Source organism: Streptomyces sp. NPDC050546 (assembly GCF_044457425.1).
Classification (GTDB): Bacteria; Actinomycetota; Actinomycetes; order Streptomycetales; family Streptomycetaceae; genus Streptomyces.
Genome location: NZ_JBITGX010000004.1, coordinates 449,522 through 470,850, shown reverse-complemented (window position 1 = coordinate 470,850; position 21,329 = coordinate 449,522). Strand labels below are relative to the sequence as shown.

Below are 21,329 nucleotides of genomic sequence, written 5' to 3'. Positions count from 1 at the left end.
CAGGGTCGGTATCTCGGTCACCGGTCACCACCGCCGATCAGCTCGGCGGCCTTCTCCCCGACCATGAGCACGCCGATCATCGGGTTCACGGTGGTCATGGTGGGGAACACGGAGGCGTCGGCGATGCGGATGCCCTCCAGGCCCCGGACGCGCAGCTCGGGGTCGACGACGGCGAGCCGGTCGTCGGCGTCGCCCATCTTGCAGGTGCCCGCGGGGTGGTAGACGGTGTGCGCGACCTTGCGGGCGTACTCGCTGATCTCCGCGTCGTCGGTCACGTGCGGACCGGGCGCCACCTCGCGCTTGAGCCAGCCGGCCAGCGGCTCGGTCTTCGCGATCTCACGGGCGATCTTGATGCCGTCGACGAGGGTCTGACCGTCGTAGTCGTCCTCGTCGGTGAAGTAGCGGAAGTCCAGGGCCGGCTTGACCTCGGGGTCGGCGCTGGTCAGGTAGAGCCGGCCGCGGCTCTTGGGCTTGGGGATGTTCGGGGTCATCGAGACGCCGAACTCCGGCCGCTGGTAGCCCAGTCGCTCCGGGTTGTCCGTGAAGGGGATCTGGTAGAAGTGGAACATCAGGTCGGGGTGCGGCTGTTCGGGGTCCCGGCGCACGAACAGGCCCGCGTCGGAGTCCATCGCGGAGTTCTCCGGGATGGGGCCGTTCGTCTCCCACACGATCACCGACTCGGGGTGGTCGAGCAGGTTCTCGCCGATGCCCGGCAGGTCGTGCGTGACGGGGATGCCGAGCTTCTCCAGGTCCGCCTTCGGGCCGATACCGGAGTGCATCAGCAGCCGCGGCGAGTCGACCGCGCCGGCACAGAGCAGGACCTCGTTGCGGGCCTTGACGAGGATCTCCTCGCCGTCCTTGGTGCGGACGTGCACGCCCTCGGCGCGGTTGCCGTCAAGCTCCAGCTTGTACGCCCAGGTCTCCAGCAGGATCGTCAGGTTGGGCCGCTCGTCCATCACCGGGTGCAGATACGCCACCGACGCCGAGGAGCGCTTGTTGTTCTCCGGGTGGTAGGCGAGGTCGAAGAAGCCGACGCCCTCGGTGAACGGCTTCTTGTTGAAGCCCTCCACGCGCGGCACGTTCAGCGCCGCCTGGGCCGCGTCGACGAAGTCACGGGCGATGGCGTTCCGGTCCTTCTCGTCGACCGGGACGACGTTGTTGAGCAGCCGCGCGAAGTACGCCTCCATCTGCACCGCGCCCCAGCCCTTGGCGCCGGCGGCCTCCCACTCGTCCCAGTCGGCCGGCAGCGGCTTGAAGGCGATCAGGGTGTTGTGCGAGGAGCAGCCGCCCAGGACCCGGGCGCGGCTGTGCCGGATATGCGAGTTTCCGCGTGGCTGCTCGGTGGTGGGGTAGTCGTAGTCGAGCTCGCCGCCCAGCAGGCCCATCCAGCGGCGCAGGGTCAGCACGTCGTCGCGGCCGACGTCGCTGGGGCCGCCCTCGATGACGGCGACGGTCACGTCGGGGTTCTCGGTCAGGCGGGAGGCAATGACGGAACCTGCGGTTCCGCCGCCTATCACGACATAGTCGTACTCGTGACTGGTGTGGGACATGGCGTACTTGCTCCAGAGGGGATGAACCAGCGGGGACGAAGAGGTCGGGCTCGAAGGGTGAGGGAGGTCAGCCCGCGAACCAGCGCACCGGCTTTGGAGCGAGGTTCTGGTAGACGTGCTTGGTCTCTCGGTACTCGGCGAGTCCGGCCGGGCCGAGCTCCCGGCCCACCCCGCTCTTGCCGAAACCGCCCCACTCCGCCTGCGGCAGGTAGGGGTGGAAGTCGTTGATCCAGATCGTGCCGTGCCGCAGCCGGCCGGCCACGCGCCGGGCGCGGCCCGCGTCGGAGGTCCAGACGCCGCCCGCGAGGCCGTACTCGGTGTCGTTGGCGAGGGTGACGGCCTCGTCCTCGGTGCGGAAGGTCTCGACGGTGAGGACCGGTCCGAAGACCTCCTCCCGGATGACGCGCATCTCGCGGTGGCAGTGGTCGAGGACGGTCGGCTCGTAGAAGTAGCCGTTCTCGGGGCGCTGCGGGGACGGCTCGGGGCGCTTGCCGCCGGAGCGCAGCACCGCGCCCTCCTTGAGGGCGGACTCGACGTACATCTCGACCTTGGCGCGCTGCTGCTCGGAGACCAGCGGGCCGCACTCGACACCGTCCTCGGTGCCGCGGCCGAGTCGGATCTTCTCGGCGCGGCGGGCCAGTTCGGCGACGAAGCGGTCCCGGACCGACTCCTCGATGATGAGGCGGGCGCCGGCCGAGCAGACCTGGCCGCTGTGGATGAAGGCGGCGTTGAGGGCCTGGTCGACGGCGGTGTCGAAGCCCTCCTCGGTGGCGCAGGCGTCGGCGAAGACCACGTTGGGGTTCTTGCCGCCGAGTTCGAGGGCGACCTTCTTGACGCCGGGCGCGGCGGCCTGGGCGACCTTGGTGCCGCTGACCAGACCGCCGGTGAAGGAGACCAGGTCGACGTCGGGATGCTCGGACAGCCGCGCGCCGACCGAGTGGCCGGGCCCGGTGACGATGTTGGCGACGCCGGCGGGCAGCCCGGCCTCGACCAGCAGCTCGACGACCGCGATCGTCGTCATCGGCGTGATCTCGCTCGGCTTGATGACGAAGGTGTTGCCCGCCGCGAGCGCCGGGGCGATCTTCCAGCTGGCCTGCAGCAGCGGGTAGTTCCAGGGCGTGATCATCGCGCAGACGCCGATGGGCTCGTGCACGACGACGCTGTGGATCTCGGGCGAGCCCGCGTCCACGACCCGGCCGGGGGCCTCGCCCGCGACCAGGTCGGCGAAGTAGCGGAAGGCGTCGGCGACGCAGTCGATGTCGACGCGGCCCTCCTCGACGGTCTTGCCCGCGTCCTGGGCCTCCAGCCGCCCGAGCTCCTCGCGGTCGCGCACCAGCAGGTCGGCGACGCGCCTCAGCAGCGCGGCGCGCTCGGCGACGGGCGTGCGGGGCCAGTCGCCCTCGTCGAAGGCGCGCCGGGCGGCGGCGATCGCCAGGTCGGTGTCTTTCTCGTCGCCCTCCGCGACCACGGCGAACGGCAGCGCGTCCGCGGGGTCGAGGATCTCCCGGGTGGCGCCGGAGACGGCCGCACGCCACTCGCCTCCCGCGTGGATGGTGCTGCGCGCCTGAAGTACGTTGCTTTCCGCCATGACCGCTTTCGCCTTCCGTTCCTGATCAGCGCCCTTGTGTCACACACGTGTCACTAAGAGACCGAGTGCGCCTGCCCTCACCCCCTGGATGCATGCACGATCCGTGGCCGAAAGTGCGCTGTGTCACTGAGGATGCGGGCAAACGCGGGCGAAAGCCCGCAGGCCCCGCACCGGAACCAACCGGTACGGGGCCTGCGTGGAGAGGCTCGGGTCAGATGAGGCCGAGGCCGCGGACCGCCTCGCGCTCCTCCTCGAGCTCCTTGACGGAGGCGTCGATCCGGGCGCGGGAGAACTCGTTGATGTCCAGGCCCTGGACGATGTCGTACTTGCCGTCCTTGGTGGTGACCGGGAAGGAGGAGATCAGGCCCTCCGGGACGCCGTACGAACCGTCCGACGGGATGCCCATGGAGACCCAGTCGCCGTCGGCGGTGCCGTTGACCCACGAGTGGACGTGGTCGATGGCGGCGTTCGCGGCGGAGGCGGCCGACGAGGCGCCGCGGGCCTCGATGATGGCGGCGCCGCGCTTGGCGACGGTCGGGATGAAGTCCTCGGCCAGCCACTTCTCGTCGTTCACGACCTCGGCGGCGTTCTTGCCGGCGACCGTGGCGTGGAAGATGTCCGGGTACTGGGTGGCGGAGTGGTTGCCCCAGATCGTCAGACGCTTGATGTCGGCGACCGTCGAGCCCGTCTTCTTCGCGAGCTGGGTCAGCGCGCGGTTGTGGTCGAGGCGGGTCATCGCGGTGAAGCGCTCGGCCGGTACGTCCGGGGCGGCGGCCTGGGCGATCAGCGCGTTGGTGTTGGCCGGGTTGCCGACGACCAGGACCTTGATGTCGTCCGCGGCGTGGGCGTTGATGGCCTGGCCCTGCGGCTTGAAGATGCCGCCGTTGGCCTCGAGGAGGTCACCGCGCTCCATGCCCTTGGTGCGGGGGCGGGCGCCGACGAGCAGCGCGACGTTGGCGCCGTCGAAGGCGACGTTCGGGTCGTCCGAGATGTCGATGCCCTGGAGGAGCGGGAACGCGCAGTCGTCGAGCTCCATGGCGGTGCCCTCGGCGGCCTTGAGCGCGGGGGTGATCTCAAGGAGGCGCAGCTTGACCGGCACGTCCGCGCCGAGCAGCTGGCCGGAGGCGATGCGGAAGAGCAGGGCGTAACCGATCTGGCCGGCCGCGCCGGTGACGGTGACGTTCACGGGAGTGCGGGTCATGGCGTTCTCCGTATGACAGCTGGCGGTGGGGCGGTCCCTGCCCCGGACGTCTGATCGATCTCTTGGTATCAAGAGATCCACCAGCGGTCAGGCTATCGCGCATCCGGTATCTCGCACGGCCGGGTCGGTGTGGCCCACCCCACAACCCTCCCGGAGCCCACGCAAAAGGCGGCCGCCCGTCCGGGAGAGGTGGACTGGGGCGGCCGCCGGGGGGAACCGACTGTGCCGGACTCCCGTGGGGGTACGGTTCGCGTGCCCCCGATTCCCCCGGCCATTCCTCCGTCTCCGAAATTCGTTCGGACGGCCCGCCGGAGCGACCTCGGATGCCATGTCGGCAGCGGCGCCGTCGTGGCCGATCGCGCAGTTCCCCGCGCCCCTGACGGCACTGCCGACCTGCCCCTTTCAGGGGCGCGGGGAACGGCGCGAACAACCCCCACCGGCCCGTACCCGCCACCCCCGCCGCCCCCGACGCCCCCCCCGGCGGCCTACTCCGTGCAGCCCTGCCCACCCGCGGCCAGGGTCGCGCAGGCCTTCGCGTCGGCGGCGTTCTTCACCGCCACCATCGGGGTGTACGCGATCGCGTCACCGGCGACGGTGATGCTTCCGGACTGCTTCGCCTTGCCCGCGCTGATCTCGACCTCGTCGCCCTGGGTCGCCTGGGTGACACGGCCCCAGGCCGCCTTGCAGGTCTCGCTGTAGCGGACCTCCACGACGGTGGTGCCGACGGTCGCGGTCTGCGCCGTGGTGACCAGGTCACCACTGCACCCCATGGCCTCCGCGTCCTTGCCGGTGCAGCTGTCGCCGCTGCACTTCACACCGGGCGGCAGATCCGGGTTCGTGGTGGCGCTCGGCGTGGGCGACTTGGTACCGCCCTTGGCCTCGTCGTCGCCACCACCACCGGTGAGATAGAACGCGCCGGCGATCACCACGAGCACGCCCACGACACCCGCGAGGAACGTCGCGGTCCGCCGCTTGCCCCCGGCGGAGCCCTTCGCCCGGGCCGGGGCGGCGCCCCGCGGCGACCGGTGCTGCGAGCCCGCGCCCGCACCCGGCGTCCGGGCAGGCCCGTCGGTCGCTCCGGCGGGACCGCCGCCCGCACCGGGCCGGGACCCGCCGCCGATGCCAGTGCCGCCGCTGATGCCAGTGCCCGCGCCGGTGCCGGCGGAGCGGCCGCCCGACGGCGACGGACCCTGGTACCCGGCGATGCCCCACGAGTTGACCCCGGTCGCACCGCCCCGGCCGCCGTCCTCCCGCGCACCACCGCTGGTGGAGGAGTCCTGGACCTCCGGCGCCGTCGGCTGCGGCGGCACGGTCGGGGCCACTCCGGCCGGCCCCGCGATACCCGGCGTGACCGTGGCACTGCCGCTCCGGCGGGCGGGCTTGTCGTCACCCCGGGAAGCCGACTTGCCCGAAGCGGCCTTGCCGCCGGAGGCCGTCGTACCGCCGCTCTTGGAGCCGGCCGACGGGTCGCCGAAGTCCTGCCCGCCGAACTCCCCGAGCGCGGCGCGCGCCTGGGAGATCCGGATGGCCTCCATCGTCATGTCGTGCCGCATCTCCGAGCGGCTCCAGGCACGCTCGGCGAGCTCCCACATGGTGGTCAGGTGCAACGGATTGGTCCCGGTCACCTCGGCCAGCGCCACGATCGCGCCCTTGGGCGCGAGCAGCCGGCCGTTCAGATAACGCTCCCACGACGTCTTGCTGTAGCCCGTGCGGTCCGCCACCGACGCGATGCTCAGACCACTGCGGTCCACGAGTCTGCGCAGCTGGCTGGTGAACTCCCTGATCTGTGGATCGAGCTCATCCGGCAAGGCCCTCCAACGAGGCATTGCTTCCCCCCTCTTCCCCCCGGTCGTGCTGATATTTCCCGCGCTGTTCGCCCCGCGCGTTGGCGGCCTTGGCCGAGTCCCCGTTCTGGTTACCCACAGGGATGCGCAGACTCAGGATCTCAGTTCCCCCACTGGGGGCGCACAGAAGCATGCAGACCGCGCGCGATACACCCTGGACCGTCCTGATTGTCCACGCCAACCCCGTTGTCGCACCACTTCGTGCGGAATCCGCCACAGGAAGTACCGGAACTGTCACTTCCGTGCCACAGCGCTCTGACAGCCGTTGAACAGGCCGTTCGCCGTGCAGGAGGGTTGGTCCGTGGCGGCGGCCCGTCCTTCCTCGGGGGAGAGGACGGACCGCCGTCGGGTCATTCGCTGGTGACCGTGAAGTGCAGCGTGTCCTTCAGGAACGGGAGCTGCAACCACGGTTTCGGCTGTGCCATCAGCGCCAGCAGGACGATCGTCAAGCCCAGCACGCCGTACGTCACGATGTCCGTGAAGCGGGAGCGGACGGCGAGCATGCCGACGTCCGGCAGCAGCCAGCGCAGCACGCCACTGCCCAGCAGGGCGACGCCGATCAGCAGCGTCCCGAGCCGGAACTGGTCGAAGGCGGTCACCAGCAGTCCGAGCCCCACCAGCCCCAGCACGGCGAGGACGGGCCACTGCCGCACCGGCGCCGACGCGTCCCCGGACACGGCCCGGCCACCGCCCTCGGGCCGCGCGGTGTCCTTGGTGAAGAGCGGGAACCGCCGGGTGACCCGCCGCGGCCGCCCCTCGGCGTCGGGCGCACTGACCGGGTCCCGGACGGTGAGGTCGTCCTCACCCGCTTCCGACCCGCCGGAAGCCCCCGGCCCGGCCTGCCCATCCGACCCGGCCGAAGCACCCTGGCGCACCTGCCTCTCGGGCTCACCCGAAGCACCCCGGCCCACACGCCCGTCCAGCTCGGCCGAGGCGGTCGGGCCGACCTTTCCGGCCTCGACGCTCCCGCCGCCCGCCGCGCTCCTCGCGCTCCGCTCAGCCGGCACTGCGCTCCGCCGCCTCGACCACGTTGACGAGCAGCTGGGCACGGGTCATCGGGCCGACTCCGCCGGGGTTCGGGGAGATCCAGCCGGCGACCTCGGCCACGTCGGGGTGGACGTCGCCCACGATCTTGCCCTCGGCGCTGCGGGAGACGCCGACGTCGAGGACGGCCGCGCCCGGCTTGACGTCCTCGGCGCGGATCAGATGGGCGGAGCCGGCCGCGGCGACGATGATGTCCGCGCGCTTGAGGTGCGCCGACAGATCGCGCGTGCCGGTGTGGCACTGGGTCACCGTCGCGTTCTCGCTGCGCCGCGTCAGCAGCAGCGGCATCGGCCGGCCGATGGTCACGCCCCGGCCGATCACCACGACCTCCGCGCCCTTGATCTCCACGCCGTAGCGGCGCAGCAGGGTCAGCACGCCGTTCGGGGTGCAGGGCAGCGGGGCCGGCTCGTTCAGGACGAGGCGGCCGAGGTTCATCGGGTGGAGCCCGTCCGCGTCCTTGTCCGGGTCCATCAGTTCGAGGATGCGGTTCTCGTCGATGCCCTTGGGGAGCGGCAGTTGCACGATGTACCCGGTGCAGGCCGGGTCCTCGTTCAGTTCGCGGACGGCGGCCTCGATCTCCTCCTGCGAGGCCGTCGCGGGCAGCTCGCGCTGGATCGAGGCGATACCGACCTGCGCACAGTCACGGTGCTTGCCGGCGACGTACTTCTGGCTGCCGGGGTCGTCCCCGACCAGGATCGTGCCGAGGCCGGGCGTGACGCCCTTCTCCTTCAGCGCCGCCACGCGGGCGGTCAGATCGGACTTGATCGCGGCTGCGGTGGCCTTGCCATCGAGAATCTGGGCGGTCATGACCCCATCCTCGCGGATGACCCGCCCACGGTTCCAATCCGGCCACAATCCGGGCACCGGGGGCCGCTCCTCCCGTATCCGCCCATGATCAGCGATGTTGCACTTGCACAACACATCGGGAATGCGGCTGGACAAGCCCGTCACCGGTGCAGAACGATGACATGACAAGTGCCGCGGGCAGTTCAACGGGGGGACGGTCGCAATACGAAGTACTTCTCCTCCGTGCGGATGACCCGCGTCGTCCCCGCACTCGAAATACCAACGGAGGAAAGTCAGCCATGAGCTACGGCGACCCGAACAACCCCTACGGCGCTCCCCAGGGGCAGCAGCCGGGCTACGGCTACCCGCAGCAGCAGGGCCAGGCCCCCGGCTACGGCTACCCGCAGGCCCCTCCGGTCTCCCCCTACGGCGCCGGCCCCGCAGCGCCGACCACGATGCCCGGTTCGGTGAGCGCCGCCCGCGTGATGGTGTGGGTGATCGTCGGCCTCCAGGTCGTCGCCGTGGCCCTCCTCGCCTTCGCCGCCGCCGCCATCAACGCCGCGAAGGACGACGAGTCCCTCCAGGACAACGTCGCCTTCCAGGACCTGGTCGGCCAGTCGACCGGCCTGATCTGGGGCTACGTGGTGTTCGGGCTGGCCTGGCTGGTGTTCGCCGCCGTCCTGGCGACGAAGTTCAAGAACGGCGGCAACGGCGCCCGGATCACCATCCTGGTGTTCGCCATCATCACGGCCGTCCTCGGCATCTACCCGTTCGTCATCATGGGCCTGGTGCACACCGTCCTGGCCATCCTGGTCGCGGTGTTCGTCGGCAACGCCAACGGCAAGGCCTGGTTCAACCGCCCCAGGTACTGAACGGACCCGGTCGACCGGACCAGTTCACGCCAATCACTTCCAAGGGCCGTGTCTCACCCGTACGAGGGGGGCACGGCCCTGGTGCGTCGCCCTAGTCTGACGGTGGTAGCTGTGCAGGCACGGGGAGAGCACCTTGTTCAGCATCATCGTGGTACCTCCGCCGACCACGGAGGACGAGCGAAACCGCACCCAACACAGACTCGCGCCCGGCGAACGCCTCACCTTCGGCCGGTCCGCGCACGACAACGACCTGCCCATCGCCCACGACGGGGTCTCCCGCCGGGCCGGTGAGATCACCGCGCAGGGCGCCTTCTGGATCCTGAGCAACCTCAGCCGCGAGCAGACCTACGTGGTGGAGAACCCGGAGGGCGCCGGCGAGCACGTCAAGGTGGCGCCCGGGCGGCTGGACGCGCCGGTCCCCTTCGAGTTCTCGCGGATCGTGCTGCCCGCCGCCGGCGACCTGCTGGCGCTGGAGGTGTGGGCACCGCGCCACGACTATCTGAGCGGCACGGGCGGCCTCGACGGCGCCACGACCGCTCCGGCCTTCTCGGTCGACCGCACCAAGCGCTACTTCGCGGTCCTGGCGGCCCTGTGCGAACCGCGACTGCGCGGCACCCCGCACGCCCCGCTGCCCACCGTCGACCAGGTCGCCGAGCGCCTGCGCCCCGCCTGGCCTGCCGCGTCCCGCACGGCCGTGCAGTGGAACATCGACTACCTCGCCGTGAAGCTGCGCCTCAAACCGGGCCCGGAGAGCGCGGACACGGGCCCGCGGCTCAACGGCAAGAAGGAGTCCCTGGTCTCCCTGGCGCTCCGCTTCGACCTGGTCCGGGAGGACGACCTGGGCGTCCTGGCCGCTCCGCCGGGCGGGAGGCCCCGGTGAACGAGGCCTATGCGGTGCCCGTGCCGAAGGGCTACCGGGTCGGCGCCTGGGAGGTGCGCGAGCCGATCGCGACCGGCGCCTTCGGCAGTGTGTACGCCGCCCGGCGCGTCGGCGAGAGCACGGAGCTGCCCCGGACCGCCGCCCTGAAGTTCCTGCCCACCGGTACGGCCACGCCCCGCCGGCTCAGCCACCTGCGCGAGCTGATCGAGCGGGAGGTCGCGCTGTACCGGCGGCTGAAACACCCGCGGCTGGTGCGGATGTACGAGACGCTGACCGTCGACGACCCGGGCCGTCCGGAGCTGGACGGCGCCACCGTCCTCGTCCTGGAGCGGGCCAAGGGCTCCCTGTCCGCCCTGCTCACGGCGGTGCCCCGGCCCGAGGCGGGTCCCGCGCTGCTCGCGCAGATCTGCGAGGGGCTGGCCCAGTTGCACGACGCGGGCTGGGTGCACGGCGACCTGAAGCCGGCCAACGTGCTGCTGATGGAGGACGGTTCGGTCCGGCTGGCCGACTTCAACATGGCGGCCGAGCTGGAGGGCACCCACGCCTACACCCCGGCCTTCTCGACCCCCGACTACACGCCGCCCGAGCTCCTGTGGACCGAGATCGGCGAACGGGGCCGCCGCATCCGCCCGTCCGCCGACGTGTGGGCCTTCGGCGTCCTCGCCCACCTCGTCCTCACCGACTCCTTCCCGCTGCCCGGCGCCACCCCGGCGGCCCGCCGCGACGCGGCGGCGGCCTACGCCCGCGGCACCGACGAACTGCGTCTGTCGCCCGAACTGGCCGACGACTGGCGGGAGATCGTACGCGCCTGCCTGACCCGGACGTACCAGGACCGCATCACCGGCGACGCACTGCTGCGCCGCGTCCGGGCGGCTGCCGCCGGGACGGCTCACCGGCCCTTCCGGCTGCCCCGGCTGCGCCCGGCCCGCCGCCGCGTGGGCCGTACGTCCGTCGCGGCGGCCATGGCCGCCGGCGCGCTCGCCGCCCTCGCCTACGGCGTCAGCGTCTGGGCCGGCGGTGCCCCGGGCGGCGGTGGCCCGGGCGGCGGTGGCTCCGGTGCCACCGCGAACGTCTCGGCCGCCGCGTACGGCGCCTCCGACCTGCGCACCGACCGGGGCATCCCGCCCGCCTACCGGCTGCTGATCGTGGAGACGGCGCACGACTGCGACCAGAAGGACGTCACCCCGGTCCTGATCGCCGCCATGCTGAAGGTGGAGAGCGACTTCGACCCGGACCTCTCCGACCCCGCCAACGACGAGTACGGCATCGCCCGCTGGACCCCGCGCGTCCTGCGCTGGTGGATGAACGAGGACGGCACTCCCGGCGAGACCGTCCCCCGGCCCCCGTTCCCGCCCGCCGAGTCCATCCCGGCCATGGGCCGCTACCTGTGCTGGATCGCCCCACGCCTGGAACCCGGGCTGCGGGGCGAGCGGCGGGCGCTGGTCGCCGCCGCGTACCGGACGTCGTACAAGACGGTGAACGACGCGGGCGGCGTTCCCCCGGACACTCGCGTCTACGCCGACCGCGTCGCGCACTACCTCAAGGAGTACAGCCCGCCGGGGAAGAGGTGACCCTGGGAATTCTCGGGTACCGCTCCGAAAACACGCTGCTCGGTGTGTCGGAGGATGTGAGGATGGCCGTTCCGAACTCCTTTGATTCGAAAGCAGGTTCATGTATGAGACGCACCCGCGGTGCCTTGGCGGTCGCTGCCGCCCTGACGCCCGTCCTCCTGCTCGCCACCCCGGCCGTGGCCGCCGGCCCGGCCCCGGCGGCAGCCGCCGTGACGGCCGCGGCACCGGCGGACGGCACGCCGGTGGACGAGATGTCGGAGGAAGAGCTCCGGATAGCGATCCTCCGCATCATGGCCGACGAGGACAGCGGACGGGGCGTCAAGAGGGAAGCCAACAAGGCCCTCGACGGCACCGTGGAGGACATGCGCGCCTTCCTCAAGACGGGCTACCGCCTCGCCCAGGCCGAGGACGACCGCGTCGCCATCGCCCGCATCATCGGCGACCCGGACTCCGGACGGGGCGTCAAGAGGGAAGCGGGCAAGGCCCTCGACGCGAACACCCCGGAGGCCCTGCGCGCCTTCCTGGAGACCGGCTACCGCCTCGCCCAGGCCGAGGACGACCGCGTCGCCGTCGCCCGCATCCTGGCCGACCCGAAGATCAGCCCGGCCCTGCGCGCGGCCGCCGAGGACGTCATCGACGGCACTCCGGAGGAGCTGCGCTACTTCCTGGAGACCGGGCAGTACGAAGTGGACGGCTGAGTCGTCCGAGGCGGGTCGGCCGTGCCGCCGACCCGCTCCGCCGCCACCGTCAGTGGAAGAAGTGCCGCGTCCCGGTGAAGTACATCGTGACGCCGGCCTTGCGCGCGGCCTCGACGACCTGTTCGTCACGGACGGAACCGCCGGGCTGGACCACGGCCTTCACGCCGGCCTCGGTGAGGATCTCCAGGCCGTCCGGGAAGGGGAAGAACGCGTCGGACGCGGCGTACGCACCCTCCGCGCGCTCGGCCCCGGCCCGCTCGACGGCCAGCTTCGCGGAGTCCACGCGGTTGACCTGCCCCATGCCCACGCCCACCGAGGCGCCGTCCTTGGCCAGCAGGATCGCGTTGGACTTCACCGCGCGGCAGGCCTTCCAGGCGAAGGCCAGGTCGGCCAGCTCCTCGGCGCTCAGCGCCTCGCCCGTCGCCAGCGTCCAGCCGGCCGGGTCGTCGCCGTCGGCCTGGAGCCGGTCCGTCACCTGGAGCAGCGCACCGCCGTCGATCGGCTTGACCTCCACGGGGGCGGCGGGGCCGTCGGGGCAGCGCAGCACCCGGATGTTCTTCTTCTTGGTGAGGGCCTCCAGGGCGCCGTCCTCGTAGCCGGGCGCGACGATGACCTCGGTGAAGATCTCGGCGACCTGCTCCGCCATCTCCTTGCTGACCGGGCGGTTGACGGCGATCACGCCGCCGAACGCCGACAGCGGGTCACAGGCGTGCGCCTTGCGGTGCGCCTCGGCGACATCCGAACCGACCGCGATCCCGCACGGGTTGGCGTGCTTGATGATCGCGACGGCCGGTTCGTCGTGGTCGTACGCGGCACGGCGGGCGGCGTCCGTGTCCGTGTAGTTGTTGTACGACATCTCCTTGCCGTGCAGCTGCTCGGCCTGGGCGAGGCCACCGCCCTCCGGGGAGACGTAGAGCGCGGCGGGCTGGTGCGGGTTCTCGCCGTAGCGCAGGGTGTGCTCGCGCTCCCAGGTGGCGCCGAGGAAGTCGGGGAACCCCGACTCGTCGACGGGCGCGTAGGAGGAGGCGAACCAGGAGGCGACGGCGACGTCGTAGGCGGCCGTGTGCTGGAAGGCCTCGGCGGCGAGCCGCTTGCGGGTGGCGAGGTCGAAGCCGCCGCTCTGGACGGCCTTGAGGACATCGGCGTACCGGGCCGGGCTGGTGACGACCGCGACCGACGGGTGGTTCTTGGCGGCGGCGCGGACCATCGAAGGACCGCCGATGTCGATCTGCTCGACGCACTCGTCGGGCGAGGCACCCGAGGCGACGGTCTCGCGGAACGGGTAGAGGTTGACGACGACCAGGTCGAACGGCTCGACGCCCAGCTCGGCGAGCTGCCGCTGGTGGTCCTCGAGGCGCAGGTCGGCGAGGATGCCGGCGTGGACCCTGGGGTGCAGGGTCTTGACGCGGCCGTCCAGGCACTCGGGGAAGCCGGTGAGCTCCTCGACCTTGGTGACGGGGACGCCGGCAGCGGCGATCTTCGCGGCCGTGGAGCCGGTGGAGACGAGCTCGACCCCGGCCTCGTGGAGCCCGCGCGCGAGCTCCTCGAGCCCGGTCTTGTCGTAGACGCTGACGAGCGCCCGGCGAAGGGGCCGCTTGTTGCTGTCGGCGGTCACTGGATAACTACCTTTCGTCCCTCAATGCGATGGCCGTTGCGGGCGAGCCGCCCCACGACCTCGACGAGCAGCCTTCGCTCGACGTCCTTGATGCGCTCGTGCAGAGCGCTCTCGTCGTCCTCGTCCCGGATCTCGACCACGCCCTGGGCGATGATCGGGCCGGTGTCGACGCCGTCGTCGACGAAGTGGACGGTGCAGCCGGTGACCTTGGCGCCGTACGCGAGCGCGTCCCGCACGCCGTGGGCTCCCGGGAAACTGGGCAGCAGGGCGGGGTGCGTGTTGACGAACCGCCCGCCGAACCGCGCGAGGAACTCCTTGCCGACGATCTTCATGAAGCCGGCGGAGACGACGAGGTCGGGCTCGAAGGCGGCGACGGCCTCGGCGAGGGCGGTGTCCCACTCCTCGCGGCTCCCGTGGTCCTTGACCTTGCGGACGAAGGTCGGCAGCCCGGCGCGCTCGGCGCGCGCCAGCCCCTCGATGCCCTCGCGGTCGGCGCCGACGGCCACGATCTCGGCCCCGTACGCCTGCGCGCCGGTGGCGGCGATCTCGTCGAGGAGCGCCTGCAGATTGGTGCCGGATCCGGAGACCAGCACGACGAGGCGCTTGGCGCGCGGGGCCACGGGCTTGGCGGCCACGGTGGGGGCCTTTCTCGGGGAAGCGTCTGTCCGGGCGGCCGGACTGTGACGTTTGTACATTCATACGAATGCTTCGGGCCCCCTGATACGGGGAAGCCTACGAACCGGCCGACCGTCAGCAACGATACCGGCACACCGGACGGCCCCCACGGGACGGGGGCGTGGCCGGAAGGTAGCGTCTGGGCGGAGCCGGTTCGGGAACGCCGTCCGGGCGTGGTGCGTTCAGGAGGGTGACGGAGCCGGTCCCGACGCCGCACCGACCTCTGTCCGTCCAGACCTGATCCCCACTCCTGACCCCCAGCCTTACTCACCGTCCTACTCACCAACGGGAAGACGCTCACTTGATGCCGGACCGCAGCCTGCGACTCCTCACGTTCCCCCCGCTGTCGGCACAGGGAGGGGAGCGCGGCGCCGTGCTGCTGCGGGAGCGCCCCAGCTCACCGCCCGACGCGCAGTCGGACGGCTCCGGCGGCGACGGGCGAGAGCGCGGCTCCCAGGAGGACAACCCCTTCGCCCCGCCGCCCGAGGGCACCCCGGACCGGCCCTGGCAGCCGCGCCGCCCGTCGGGCGACGACTCCCAGGACGGCGACGGGGGCGACCGTGCGCCGTGGGGCAGTCAGTGGAGCGACCGCCAGCCCGGCCGCTCCCCCGACGGCTTCGGCGAGCGCCCCCGCGGCGGCCCCGAGGGCCAGGGCGGCCCCCAGGGCGGCTCGAACCTCCGCTGGGACCCGACGGACCCCTCCCAGCGCCGTGCGCGCTACGCCCTGCTGTCGGGCATGTGGGCCTTCTTCTTCGCCCTGTTCAGCTGGCCGTACGTGGCGCTGCTGCTCGGCGCGCTCGCCCTCTACTGGGGCATCAGCGCGCTGCGCGCCAAGCCCCGCAGGTCCGACCCGGACTCCCCGGCCCCCGAGCAGCAGCCGGGCCGCCCCCAGACGACCGCCGCGGTCAGCGGCCTGGTCACGGCGTCCCTGGCGATCGCCCTGGTCGCCGCGACGTTCACGGCGCAGCTGGTCTACAGCGACTACTACACGTGCACGAACGACGCCCTGACGAACAAGGCCGAGAAGTCCTGTACGAAGCTGCTGCCGGAGGAGCTGCGGGGGCTGCTGGGGTCGCAGGACTGAGGCGGCCCCGCACCCGTCAGGGCCTGTCGGAACCCGGAGCCGGGTCGGCCGGCAGGAAGTCGTAGGGCTCGTAGCCGTCGTCGTCCTGGTCCTGCGGGCCATACGGAGCGTCGTGCTCGTACTCGAAGGGTGCGTCGCGCTCGAAGGGTGCGTCGCGCTCGAAGGGTGAGTAGGCGGCGTAGGGCAGGTCCGGCTCGAGGTCCGGGGTGCGTGATGCCGCAGTCCCGCCCGACGACGAGCCTCCATGCCCGGGGCTCGGCGCGCCGTTGGCGCTCTTGACCCCGCGCCCGGCCCCGGCTCCCCCGGCGACTCCGGCGCTCCTGCCGGTCTTGGCACCCCAGGCAGCTCCGGACTCCCCGGCGCTCTTGGCGTCCCCGGCACCCTTGACGTCCCCGAGCCCTTTGCCGTTCCCGGCACCCTTGGCGTCCCCGAGCCCTTTGCCCTTCCCGGCGCCCCAGGTGTCTCCGGCGTCCCCGGCAGCGCCGGCCCCCTTGGCGCTCCCGGCGCCCCGAGCGGCTCGGGCATCCCCGGCGACTCCGGCCGCGTCAGCGCCCCAGGCGGCACCGAATTCCCCTGCGACTGCTCCCTTGCCCCCGGCGGCCGTGGTGCGTCCGGACCGCCCAGCGCCTCCGGCGGCCCCGGTGGTCCCGGCGGCTCCGGTGGTCCCAGCGGCCCCGGCGGCTCCGGCCGCTCCGGTGCGCGCGAACCAGCCGCCTCGGCGGCTCGTCCGCCCGGCCCTGGCGGCGCCGGCGCTCTCCTCGCGCTGCCTGCCGATCGCCGGCTCCTTCGCCCGGGGTGACCGGCAGCGCCAGAGCCCCACCCCCACCGCCGTCGGGACGGCCACGAGCGTCAGCCAGGCCAGGGTCGCCGCGCCCACCTGCCACCACACCGGCCCGAAACGGGCCAGTACGGCGACCCCGAGCGGCCCGCCGGCCAACCCGGCGAGCCCCGCGAGCACGGCCGCGCACAGGAGTGCCGCCAGGGCGGCGGCACCGGCGCCGCGCCACGGCGACCAGCCGACGCCCCGCCCGCCGCGCTCTCCGGAGGCCGCCCCGGCCGCCCCGCGCACCACGGTCCGGCCCATCACCACCCCGGCGACCACCGGCACGACCCCGGCCGCCCAGTGCACGAACACCCCCTGCCCCGCCTCCGGCACCGCCGCCAGCAGCGGAAACGGCGGCAGGAACGGCGGCGGCGCCGAGGACAACGGGCCGACGACATGACCGGCGCCGAGCGCGAAGCCGGGACCGAGGGCGTACGCGGCACCCCATACCGCCGCGTTCGGCAGCAGGGCCGTGCACAGCAGCAGGACCGCGAACCGCCCCGACCACCCCTCGGTCAGCCGCAGCCACGACGCCTGGGCCTCCGCACCGTGCCCCACCAGGGACACCGCCACCAGCAGCGCGCCGCCCCCGAGCAGCACCGCCACCCCGGCCGCCGCGGCCCGGGCGGCGACACCGGGGCGCCCGTCCGGGCCGTGGACCAGCGGCCGCAGGCCGGCCGGCAGGACCCGCAGCAGCCGCCGCAGCGGCCCGCCCGGACGGCCGTACGCCGACCACACACCCACCCCCGCCACCACGACGGCGACCAGCGGCACATACACGCCCGTCCACAGCCACGACGGCCGCAGCACACCGCCGGCGGCGAACAGCGCGGCGGGCAGGGCGACGGCCAGATAGCCGAGGACGACACCCGTCCATGCCGTACGGGCGGCGACCAGCGGCGGTCCCGCGCCATCGAACTCCTCGGCCTCCTCGGCCTCCTCGGCGCCCTCCAGGTCCTCGATGGTCGCCATGGCCCGGAAGCCGCCGACGTCGTCACCCTCGTCCCCCGCCCCGCCGTCCGTGGCGTCGCGCGCCGCCCGGAGCAGCAGCCACACGGGCAGCGCCAGAAGGAGCAGTGGCGGGATGCCCACGGGGGCCGGGGCGCCGGAGAGCGTGTCGACGCGGATCAGCTCGGCTCCGTGGGCCAGCAGCCACAGCGCCGCCGTGACGTGCAGTACGCCGCCGGGCCCGCTGTCGGGGTACGGCGAGGTGATCCACAGCATCATCACCAGCACGGCGAACCACGCGAGCCCCAGGCCCGCCGCCACCGCACCACTCACGAGGGCGTCGCCCAGTCCGGGCGAACGGTCACGCACCCAGGCGAGCAGGGGCGCCGGCAGACGGCGGCGAGCGGTCATCTTGATCACGCCCGCCATGCTCCCAACGACACGCGCTTTCCCGTCGTAACAGGCGAACCACCGTTGTGTCGCCCAATATACGTTTATGTACTTTTCCGTACCCAGGGGCGCCCTGTGACCCAGAGCCCTGCCCTCCGGCTCCCTCCGCCGAAGGAACGCCGACGCCTGCGCGAGGCCGCCTCGCTGACGCGGGCTCAGGTGGCTTCCCGGGTGGGCGTCACCAGCGAGACGGTGCGCGGATGGGAGACCGGCCGCGCGACGCCACGCGGCCGGAAGGGGGAGAAGTACGCGAGGCTGCTGAACTCCCTGGGGACGCAGCGGGAGGTGACGGAGCCTCATAGGGGCGTCACCACGACCGACCGGGGCAGGGCGTCCGCCCGTGGCAGGGCTGCCAGGAGCCGCCCGCCCGCCAGGGACCGGGACCGCCCCCATGTCGCCGACCGGGACCGGGACCGCGCCCATGCCGCCGACCGGGGCCGTGCCCCTGCCCCCGACCGCGGCCGCACCACCCCCCGCGTCACCCTCGCCGACCTCAGCCGGGCTCCCCGCCGTGCGAAGACCCCCCACCGGCCGGACGACGCGACCTCCGCGCTGGACCCCGCACAGGCCTTCGACGCGCTGTACGCCTTCTGCGCCCCCGCGCTGGTCCGGCAGACCTATCTGCTGACCGGGCGTCGTGAGCTGGCCAGGGAGTCCGTCGAGCGGGCCTTCCAGACCGCCTGGCAGCGCTGGCCCGAGGTGGCCCGCGACCGGGACCCGGCGGGCTGGGTGCGCGCGGTGGCGTACGAGTGCGCGCTCTCCCCGTGGCACCGGCTCCGGCCCCGCTACCGGCACCCCGAGCCGCCGCCGCCCGACGCGTTCGACCGCGCGCTGATGGACAGCCTGCTGGGGCTCCCGCCCTCGTACCGCCGCACGCTGCTGCTGTACGACGGCGTCGGCCTCGGCCTGCCGGAGACCGCGGCGGAGACGGAGGCGAGCACCCGTGCCGCCGTGAACCGGCTGATGCACGCGCGCGAGGCGGTCGCCGAGCGGCTGCCGGAGCTGGCGGACCCGGAGGTCCTGCACTGGCGGCTGGTCGAACTCGCCTCGACCGAGCGGCTGCGGGCCGCCAAGCCGCTGGTGGTGCGGCAGGCCGGGGAGCGCCGGGCCCGCCTCTGGACCCGGGCGGCCATCGCCTTCACGGCCCTGCTGATCGGGACGACGGTGCTCACCGTGCGTACGGCCCCGACGCGCTACGAGCCACCCGTACCGGCGGGCGAGACCGTCCAGGGCGTACCGCCACCGGTCGCGCCCGGACCGCTGTCGGAGAAGGAACGGGAACTGCGGTCGAAGCTGCGTGAGGAGGAGCAGAAGGGACCCGAGCGGCTGCGGCCGCAGCCTCGGTGAGGCCGGCTTCGGCTTCCGTGAAACGGCGGTGGGCCCGCCCCCGTGCGGGGAGCGGGCCCACCTGTGAGCCGTGAGGCGCTGCTCAGCCGGCGAGGATGGCGCGGGCCAGCTTCGCGGTCTCGGTCGGCGTCTTGCCGACCTTGACGCCGGCGGCCTCGAGGGCCTCCTTCTTCGCGGCGGCCGTGCCGGAGGAGCCGGAGACGATGGCGCCGGCGTGGCCCATGGTCTTGCCCTCGGGCGCGGTGAAGCCCGCGACGTAGCCGACGACCGGCTTCTTCACGTTCTCCTTGATGAAGGCCGCGGCGCGCTCCTCGGCGTCGCCGCCGATCTCACCGATCATCACGATCAGGTCGGTGTCGGGGTCGGCCTCGAACGCGGCGAGCGCGTCGATGTGCGTCGTGCCGATGACCGGGTCGCCACCGATGCCGACGGCGGACGAGAAGCCGATGTCACGCAGCTCGTACATCATCTGGTACGTCAGCGTGCCGGACTTCGAGACCAGGCCGATACGGCCCGGCTTCGTGATGTCGCCCGGGATGATGCCGGCGTTCGACTGGCCCGGGGTGATGAGACCGGGGCAGTTCGGGCCGATGATGCGGGTCTTGTTGCCCTGCGACACGGCGTAGGCGTAGAACGCGGCCGAGTCGTGGACGGCGATGCCCTCGGTGATGACGACCGCGAGCGGGATCTCGGCGTCGATGGCCTCGACGACGGCGGCCTTGGCGAAGGCCGGCGGCACGAAGAGGACGGACACGTTGGCGCCCGTCTTCTCGATCGCCTCGGCGACCGTACCGAAGACCGGGATGTCGTTGCCGTCGATGTCGACCGACGTGCCCGCCTTGCGGGGGTTCACGCCACCGACGATGTTCGTGCCGTCGGCCAGCATGAGCTTGGTGTGCTTCATGCCCGTGGCACCGGTCATGCCCTGGACGATGACCTTGCTGTCCTTGTTGAGGAAGATAGCCATGGCTGTTTAGTCCCTCGTCCCTTACTTCGCAGCCGCGAGCTCGGCGGCCTTGTCGGCCGCTCCGTCCATGGTGTCCACGCGCTGCACCAGCGGGTGGTTGGCATCGGAGAGGATCTTGCGGCCCAGCTCCGCGTTGTTGCCGTCCAGACGGACGACCAGGGGCTTGGTGACGTCCTCGCCCTTGTCCTTGAGCAGCTGCAGCGCCTGGACGATGCCGTTGGCGACCTCGTCGCAGGCGGTGATGCCACCGAAGACGTTGACGAAGACGGACTTGACGTCCGGGTCGCCGAGGATGATCTCCAGGCCGTTCGCCATGACGGCGGCGGAGGCGCCACCACCGATGTCGAGGAAGTTGGCGGGCTTGACGCCGCCGTGCGCCTCACCGGCGTACGCGACGACGTCCAGGGTGCTCATGACGAGACCCGCGCCGTTGCCGATGATGCCGACCTCACCGTCGAGCTTGACGTAGTTGAGGTTCTTCTCCTTGGCGGCGGCCTCGAGCGGGTTGGCCGCGTCCTTGTCCTGGAGGGCCTCGTGCTCCGGCTGACGGAACTCGGCGTTCTCGTCGAGGGAGACCTTGCCGTCCAGGGCGATGACGTCACCGGAGGCGACCTTGGCCAGCGGGTTGACCTCGACCAGGAGGGCGTCCTCCTCGACGAAGGTCTTCCACAGGGTGACCAGGATGTTCGCGACCTTGTCGGCGACCTCGGCCGGGAAGTTCGCGGCCTCGACGATCTGGCGGGCGACCTCGGGGGTCACACCCACGTTGGCGTCGATCGGCGTCTTGGCGACGGCCTCGGGGCGGGTCTCCGCCACCTCCTCGATCTCCATGCCGCCCTCGACGGACGCGATGGAGAGGAAGGTGCGGTTGGCACGGTCCAGGAGGAAGGAGACGTAGTACTCCTCCAGGATCTCCGGAGCCGTCTCGGCGATCATCACCTTGTGGACCGTGTGGCCCTTGATGTCCATGCCGAGGATGTTGGTCGCGTGCTCGACCGCCTCGTCGGTGGTCGCCGCCAGCTTCACGCCGCCGGCCTTGCCACGGCCGCCGACCTTCACCTGGGCTTTGACGACGGACTTGCCACCGAGGCGCTCGGTGGCTGCGCGGGCCGCCTCAGGCGTGTCGATGACTTCACCGGCCAGCACCGGTACATCGTGCTTGGCGAAGAGGTCCCTCGCCTGGTACTCGAACAGGTCCACGCGCTTCCGTCCCTATCAGTGATCTCGCGGTTCGTTGTCTGCGTGGGCGTGCCGCGAGGGCAACGTGACGTCCGCCGTCTGTCAGTCACAAGGGAGGCGCACACGGTGTCCGAGCGCGCGGCATGTCCGTCTCGCAGGTTATCGCTGCTTGCAGGAGGCCCCTAAATCGAGGGTCACACCTGAGCG

Annotated in this window: 17 protein-coding genes; 6 read left to right on the top strand and 11 right to left on the bottom strand. The window is 72.3% G+C overall.

The window, feature by feature from the left end; translation table 11 throughout:
• Window positions 1-17: 17 nt before the first annotated feature.
• The 6 genes from ACIBK5_RS13140 to ACIBK5_RS13115 form a co-directional block, all read right to left on the bottom strand.
• Complete coding sequence (locus ACIBK5_RS13140) at window positions 18-1,550, bottom strand: GMC family oxidoreductase (RefSeq protein ID WP_215119233.1); 1,533 nt, start codon at window positions 1,548-1,550, stop codon at window positions 18-20.
• A gap of 67 nt (window positions 1,551-1,617) precedes the next feature.
• Window positions 1,618-3,138, bottom strand: coding sequence for an aldehyde dehydrogenase family protein (locus tag ACIBK5_RS13135; protein WP_399018985.1), 1,521 nt, complete (start codon window positions 3,136-3,138; stop codon window positions 1,618-1,620).
• 211 nt (window positions 3,139-3,349) lie between these two features.
• Window positions 3,350-4,339, bottom strand: coding sequence for a malate dehydrogenase (locus ACIBK5_RS13130; RefSeq protein WP_382489546.1), 990 nt, complete (start codon window positions 4,337-4,339; stop codon window positions 3,350-3,352).
• Window positions 4,340-4,824: 485 nt separating this feature from the next.
• The gene (locus ACIBK5_RS13125; RefSeq protein ID WP_399018983.1) at window positions 4,825-6,147 is read right to left on the bottom strand and encodes a DUF2690 domain-containing protein; all 1,323 of its coding nucleotides are present in this window, start codon (window positions 6,145-6,147) and stop codon (window positions 4,825-4,827) included.
• A gap of 386 nt (window positions 6,148-6,533) precedes the next feature.
• Window positions 6,534-7,190: a DUF3017 domain-containing protein gene (locus tag ACIBK5_RS13120; protein WP_399018981.1), complete on the bottom strand. Its 657-nt coding sequence runs from the start codon at window positions 7,188-7,190 to the stop codon at window positions 6,534-6,536.
• Complete coding sequence (locus ACIBK5_RS13115; protein WP_399018979.1) at window positions 7,180-8,034, bottom strand: bifunctional methylenetetrahydrofolate dehydrogenase/methenyltetrahydrofolate cyclohydrolase; 855 nt, start codon at window positions 8,032-8,034, stop codon at window positions 7,180-7,182. The genes ACIBK5_RS13120 and ACIBK5_RS13115 overlap by 11 nt, the downstream gene beginning before the upstream one ends.
• Before the next feature lie 278 nt (window positions 8,035-8,312).
• Here ACIBK5_RS13115 and ACIBK5_RS13110 point away from each other — a divergent pair, with 278 nt between their 5' ends.
• The 4 genes from ACIBK5_RS13110 (at window position 8,313) to ACIBK5_RS13095 (ending at window position 12,034) form a co-directional block, all read left to right on the top strand.
• The gene (locus ACIBK5_RS13110) at window positions 8,313-8,885 is read left to right on the top strand and encodes a hypothetical protein (RefSeq protein WP_399018978.1); all 573 of its coding nucleotides are present in this window, start codon (window positions 8,313-8,315) and stop codon (window positions 8,883-8,885) included.
• A gap of 133 nt (window positions 8,886-9,018) precedes the next feature.
• Window positions 9,019-9,765: an FHA domain-containing protein gene (locus ACIBK5_RS13105; RefSeq protein WP_399018976.1), complete on the top strand. Its 747-nt coding sequence runs from the start codon at window positions 9,019-9,021 to the stop codon at window positions 9,763-9,765.
• A complete protein-coding gene (locus ACIBK5_RS13100) occupies window positions 9,762-11,336 on the top strand; it encodes a protein kinase (RefSeq protein ID WP_399018974.1) in 1,575 nt (524 codons plus the stop codon). Before ACIBK5_RS13105 ends, ACIBK5_RS13100 begins: the two co-directional genes overlap by 4 nt.
• A 104-nt stretch (window positions 11,337-11,440) precedes the next feature.
• Window positions 11,441-12,034: an ALF repeat-containing protein gene (locus ACIBK5_RS13095; protein WP_399018972.1), complete on the top strand. Its 594-nt coding sequence runs from the start codon at window positions 11,441-11,443 to the stop codon at window positions 12,032-12,034.
• 49 nt (window positions 12,035-12,083) lie between these two features.
• On the opposite strand, the gene purH is transcribed toward ACIBK5_RS13095, so the two are convergent.
• Both purH and purN read right to left on the bottom strand, forming a co-directional pair.
• Window positions 12,084-13,649: a bifunctional phosphoribosylaminoimidazolecarboxamide formyltransferase/IMP cyclohydrolase gene (gene purH / locus ACIBK5_RS13090; RefSeq protein ID WP_399018970.1), complete on the bottom strand. Its 1,566-nt coding sequence runs from the start codon at window positions 13,647-13,649 to the stop codon at window positions 12,084-12,086.
• On the bottom strand, window positions 13,646-14,284 hold the full coding sequence (purN, locus tag ACIBK5_RS13085) for a phosphoribosylglycinamide formyltransferase (protein WP_184591279.1): 639 nt from the start codon (window positions 14,282-14,284) through the stop codon (window positions 13,646-13,648). The genes purH and purN overlap by 4 nt, the downstream gene beginning before the upstream one ends.
• A 344-nt stretch (window positions 14,285-14,628) precedes the next feature.
• On the opposite strand from purN, the gene ACIBK5_RS13080 reads away from it, so the two are divergent.
• Complete coding sequence (locus tag ACIBK5_RS13080) at window positions 14,629-15,408, top strand: hypothetical protein (RefSeq protein WP_399018968.1); 780 nt, start codon at window positions 14,629-14,631, stop codon at window positions 15,406-15,408.
• A gap of 16 nt (window positions 15,409-15,424) precedes the next feature.
• Here ACIBK5_RS13080 and ACIBK5_RS13075 read toward each other — a convergent pair whose 3' ends face one another.
• A complete protein-coding gene (locus tag ACIBK5_RS13075) occupies window positions 15,425-17,590 on the bottom strand; it encodes a DUF6350 family protein (RefSeq protein ID WP_399019200.1) in 2,166 nt (721 codons plus the stop codon).
• A 114-nt stretch (window positions 17,591-17,704) separates the two neighbouring features.
• Here ACIBK5_RS13075 and ACIBK5_RS13070 point away from each other — a divergent pair, with 114 nt between their 5' ends.
• Window positions 17,705-18,976 (top strand): helix-turn-helix domain-containing protein, encoded by a 1,272-nt coding sequence (locus ACIBK5_RS13070; RefSeq protein ID WP_399018966.1) that lies wholly within the window; start codon window positions 17,705-17,707, stop codon window positions 18,974-18,976.
• 82 nt (window positions 18,977-19,058) lie between these two features.
• Here the strand turns inward: ACIBK5_RS13070 and sucD are convergent, their stop codons facing one another.
• Both sucD and sucC read right to left on the bottom strand, forming a co-directional pair.
• Window positions 19,059-19,943: a succinate--CoA ligase subunit alpha gene (gene sucD, locus ACIBK5_RS13065; protein WP_193481601.1), complete on the bottom strand. Its 885-nt coding sequence runs from the start codon at window positions 19,941-19,943 to the stop codon at window positions 19,059-19,061.
• 21 nt (window positions 19,944-19,964) lie between these two features.
• Window positions 19,965-21,143: an ADP-forming succinate--CoA ligase subunit beta gene (sucC, locus tag ACIBK5_RS13060; RefSeq protein WP_184591287.1), complete on the bottom strand. Its 1,179-nt coding sequence runs from the start codon at window positions 21,141-21,143 to the stop codon at window positions 19,965-19,967.
• Window positions 21,144-21,329: the final 186 nt, after the last annotated feature.

What these genes read in the sequence shown, in the direction of transcription:
- ACIBK5_RS13115 (WP_399018979.1), bottom strand. Translation starts at nt 8,034, where the DNA reads ATGACCGCCCAGATTCTCGATGGCAAGGCCACCGCAGCCGCGATCAAG.
- ACIBK5_RS13140 (WP_215119233.1), bottom strand. Translation starts at nt 1,550, where the DNA reads ATGTCCCACACCAGTCACGAGTACGACTATGTCGTGATAGGCGGCGGA.
- ACIBK5_RS13075 (WP_399019200.1), bottom strand. Translation starts at nt 17,590, where the DNA reads ATGACCGCTCGCCGCCGTCTGCCGGCGCCCCTGCTCGCCTGGGTGCGT.
- ACIBK5_RS13130 (WP_382489546.1), bottom strand. Translation starts at nt 4,339, where the DNA reads ATGACCCGCACTCCCGTGAACGTCACCGTCACCGGCGCGGCCGGCCAG.
- sucD (WP_193481601.1), bottom strand. Translation starts at nt 19,943, where the DNA reads ATGGCTATCTTCCTCAACAAGGACAGCAAGGTCATCGTCCAGGGCATG.
- ACIBK5_RS13080 (WP_399018968.1), top strand. Translation starts at nt 14,629, where the DNA reads ATGCCGGACCGCAGCCTGCGACTCCTCACGTTCCCCCCGCTGTCGGCA.
- ACIBK5_RS13095 (WP_399018972.1), top strand. Translation starts at nt 11,441, where the DNA reads ATGAGACGCACCCGCGGTGCCTTGGCGGTCGCTGCCGCCCTGACGCCC.
- ACIBK5_RS13110 (WP_399018978.1), top strand. Translation starts at nt 8,313, where the DNA reads ATGAGCTACGGCGACCCGAACAACCCCTACGGCGCTCCCCAGGGGCAG.
- ACIBK5_RS13135 (WP_399018985.1), bottom strand. Translation starts at nt 3,138, where the DNA reads ATGGCGGAAAGCAACGTACTTCAGGCGCGCAGCACCATCCACGCGGGA.